This is a genomic window from Rhodococcus sp. LB1 (assembly GCF_001583455.1).
Taxonomy (GTDB): Bacteria; Actinomycetota; Actinomycetes; order Mycobacteriales; family Mycobacteriaceae; genus Rhodococcus_F; species Rhodococcus_F opacus.
Genome location: NZ_LTCZ01000250.1, coordinates 1 through 3,126 on the forward strand (window position 1 = coordinate 1; position 3,126 = coordinate 3,126).

The window sequence follows — 3,126 nt, forward strand, 5'->3', positions numbered from 1 at the left end:
CGAACGGTTCTCCGGCAAGCTCCGCCATGTGCACTTCCTTTTTCGAGGCGAGCGGGTGGGATGCCGGGACGGCCACGACGAGGTGTTCGTCGACGATGATGCGGGACCGGACACCGGCGGGCACGAAATCCCACCGGCCGAGGCTGACGTCGACCTCGCCCCGGAGAACCCGGGCGAGCGCGGGGAGCGCGAAATCCTGGCTGTAGAGCCGAAATTCGATGCCGGGGTGGGCCTTCCTGACCTCCCGGGCCAGCACTCCCACGAGTACATGGGTCGATGCACCGGCGTAGGCGAACGTGACAGTGCCTGCCTCCCCGCGATCGGCGGCCAGCACGGTGGCGCGGGCCCGCTGCTCGGCGGCGAGCATCTCCTGGGCGGGTGCCACCAGCGCCGCTCCGGCCACGGTCAACCGGACACTGCGTGTGCTCCGGATGAACAGGTCGGTTCCGAGGTCGCGCTCGAGTTGTCGCACTATCCGGCTGACCGGTGGCTGCGCCAGGTGTAGTCGCTCGGCCGCCCGCCCGAAATGTAGTTCCTCCGCCACTGCGAGGAACACCCGAAGTTGTTGGAAATCCACGTCGCTATTATTTCATGAAATGAAATAGTAGTGCCATCAGTAAGTATTGGACGCGGCGTAATGGCGGTGGGATGGTTGAGGGGATTTCCCCCACGGAAGAAGACTCATGACACTGCAGAGCACTCCCACCGCCTTCGCCCCGGAGGCGGCCGACGATCGGCAACCGGGACGACCGCACCAGGATGCCCTCGGCCGCACCGCAAGCGGTCCGTTAGCCGGAATCGTTGTCGCCGACTTCAGCCGGGTCCTGGCCGGGCCCTACTGCACCATGCTTCTGGCAGACATGGGCGCCACCGTCATCAAGGTGGAGGGCCCGTCCGGTGATGAAACCCGTGCGTGGAAACCGCCGGTCTTCGACGGTCAGTCCACGTACTACCTGTCGATCAACCGGAACAAGAGGTCGATCGCGTTGGACTTCGGCGACCCCGACGATCTCGCGACGGCCCGCGGTATTGCCGAGAGTGCCGACGTCGTCGTCGAGAACTTCAAGCCTGGCGGACTGGACCGCTTCGGCCTCGACTACGCGTCCATTGCGGAACGCAACCCCGCTGTCGTGTATGCGTCGATTACCGGATTCGGCTCGGCCGGAGGTGCCGCCCTGCCCGGATACGACCTGCTCGTCCAGGCGATGTCCGGGATGATGAGCCTCACCGGGGATCCGGATCTCCCCGCCTACCGCTCCGGCGTCGCGGTCTTCGACGTCATCACCGGACTCCATGCCGCCATCGGAGTCCTCTCCGCGCTGCACGAACGCGGCCGCAGTGGCCGGGGCCAGCGCATCGAAGTGAACCTCATGTCCTCGGCACTGTCAGGCATGGTCAACCAGACCGCCGGGTTCCTGCTCAGCGGGAATGTGCCCACCCGCATGGGTAACGAGCATCCCAGCATCTATCCCTACGAGCCGCTGCCCACCGCGGACGGCGACATCGTCCTGGCCATCGGCAACGACCGGCAATTCCGCACTCTGTGCGACGTCATCGGTGCGCCCGAGCTGGCGACGGACCCCAGGTTTGCGACACCACCGGACCGCAGCCACAACCGTTCGGAACTGCGCCCCATCCTGCAGGAACTGTTGGCCGCCAAGCCCGCGTCCGAATGGTTCGACATCTTCACCGAGGCACGGTTGCCGTGTGCCCCGATCAACGATGTCCGCGGCGGAATCGAATTCGCGCAGCGCCTCGGGCTGGAACCCGTCGTGGCGGTGGGCAACGGCGAAGGATCACTTCCCGGGGTGCGCAACCCGATCACATTCTCGGCGACGCCGGCCAGCTACGACCTCGTGCCGCCCGGCATCGACGCCGACCGGGGTGACATCCTCGAGTGGCTGCACGCGGCCGCTTCACGAAGCTAGCCCCGAACAGCAACCCCATCCATGGGAGCGGCGAGAGAGGACTCATCCGTGACCACCACACCGAACCGCGCCGCCGCGATCTCCGACTACTTCCATCTCGACGACGAGCTGACACAGCAGGAGCTGGCGATCCGCGACAAGGTTCGCGAGTTCGCCGAACAGCGGGTCCTTCCCATCATCAATGGCTATTGGGAGAAGGCCGAGTTCCCCTACGAATTGCTGCCTCCGCTGGCCGAGCTCGGCATCATCGGAACGACCATCCAGGGCTACAGGTGCCCGGGGATGAGCCGGAAGGCCGCGGGCATGGTCGCCCGGGAGATGGCCAGGGCCGACGGGAGCATCAACACCTTCCTTGGTGTGCACTCCAACCTGTGCATGGGAGCGTTGAACCTGCTCGGCAGCGCCGAACAGCGGCAGCGCTGGCTGCCTGCCCTGGCCGGGCTCGAAACGACGGGTGCGTTCGCGTTGACTGAACCGGACCACGGATCCGATTCGGTCGCACTGGAAACCAGCGCCCGCCGCGACGGTGACACGTGGGTGATCGACGGCCACAAGCGCTGGATCGGCAACGGACACGCGGCGGATGTGGTCGTATTGTTCGCCCGCAACACCGAGGACGGCGAGGTCAGCGCGTTCGTCGTCGAGAAGGACGGGAACGGCAACCACCCGGCCGGCTACAACCCGACCGTCATCACCGGCAAGATCGGCAAACGCGCAATTCTGCAGGCTGACATCGTTATCGAGAACATGCGTATCCCCGAGGCCGACCGGCTGGAGAACTGCAGGTCCTTCGCGGACGTTTCCCGTGTCCTGCAGGCCACCCGCGGCGGCGCTGCGTGGGAGGCCGTCGGCCACGCCATGGCCTGCTTCGAGATCGCCGCCGACTACGCCGCCGAGCGGGTGCAGTTCGGCAATCCGATCGCCGGCTACCAGCTGGTCCAGTCCCGTCTCGCCAACATGCTCAGCGAGCTGACCGCGATGCAGCTGATGTGTAACCGCATGGCGGAACTGGCCGACAAGGGTGCGCTGACCAACGCCATGGCATCCATGGTCAAAATGGCCACCGCGCAGAAGGGCAAGTGGATTTGTAGCGAGGCGCGTGACCTACTCGCCGGCAACGGCCTGCTGCTCGAGAACCACGTCGCGCGGCACCTGACCGATATGGAGGTCGTGTCCACCTAGTGTCCTGAGTCATAAA

Annotated in this window: 3 protein-coding genes; 2 read left to right on the top strand and 1 reads right to left on the bottom strand. The window is 65.7% G+C overall.

Going from position 1 to position 3,126, the window contains the following annotated elements; all coding sequences use genetic code 11:
• Positions 1 to 577: LysR family transcriptional regulator (locus AZG88_RS28275; RefSeq protein ID WP_156517646.1), on the bottom strand; the 577-nt coding region annotated here is incomplete at its 3' end.
• Positions 578 to 683: 106 nt separating this feature from the next.
• On the opposite strand from AZG88_RS28275, the gene AZG88_RS28280 reads away from it, so the two are divergent.
• On the top strand, positions 684 to 1,928 hold the full coding sequence (locus AZG88_RS28280) for a CaiB/BaiF CoA transferase family protein (protein WP_082833505.1): 1,245 nt from the start codon (positions 684 to 686) through the stop codon (positions 1,926 to 1,928).
• 48 nt (positions 1,929 to 1,976) lie between these two features.
• Positions 1,977 to 3,110, top strand: coding sequence for an acyl-CoA dehydrogenase family protein (locus tag AZG88_RS28285; protein ID WP_231914234.1), 1,134 nt, complete (start codon positions 1,977 to 1,979; stop codon positions 3,108 to 3,110).
• Positions 3,111 to 3,126: the final 16 nt, after the last annotated feature.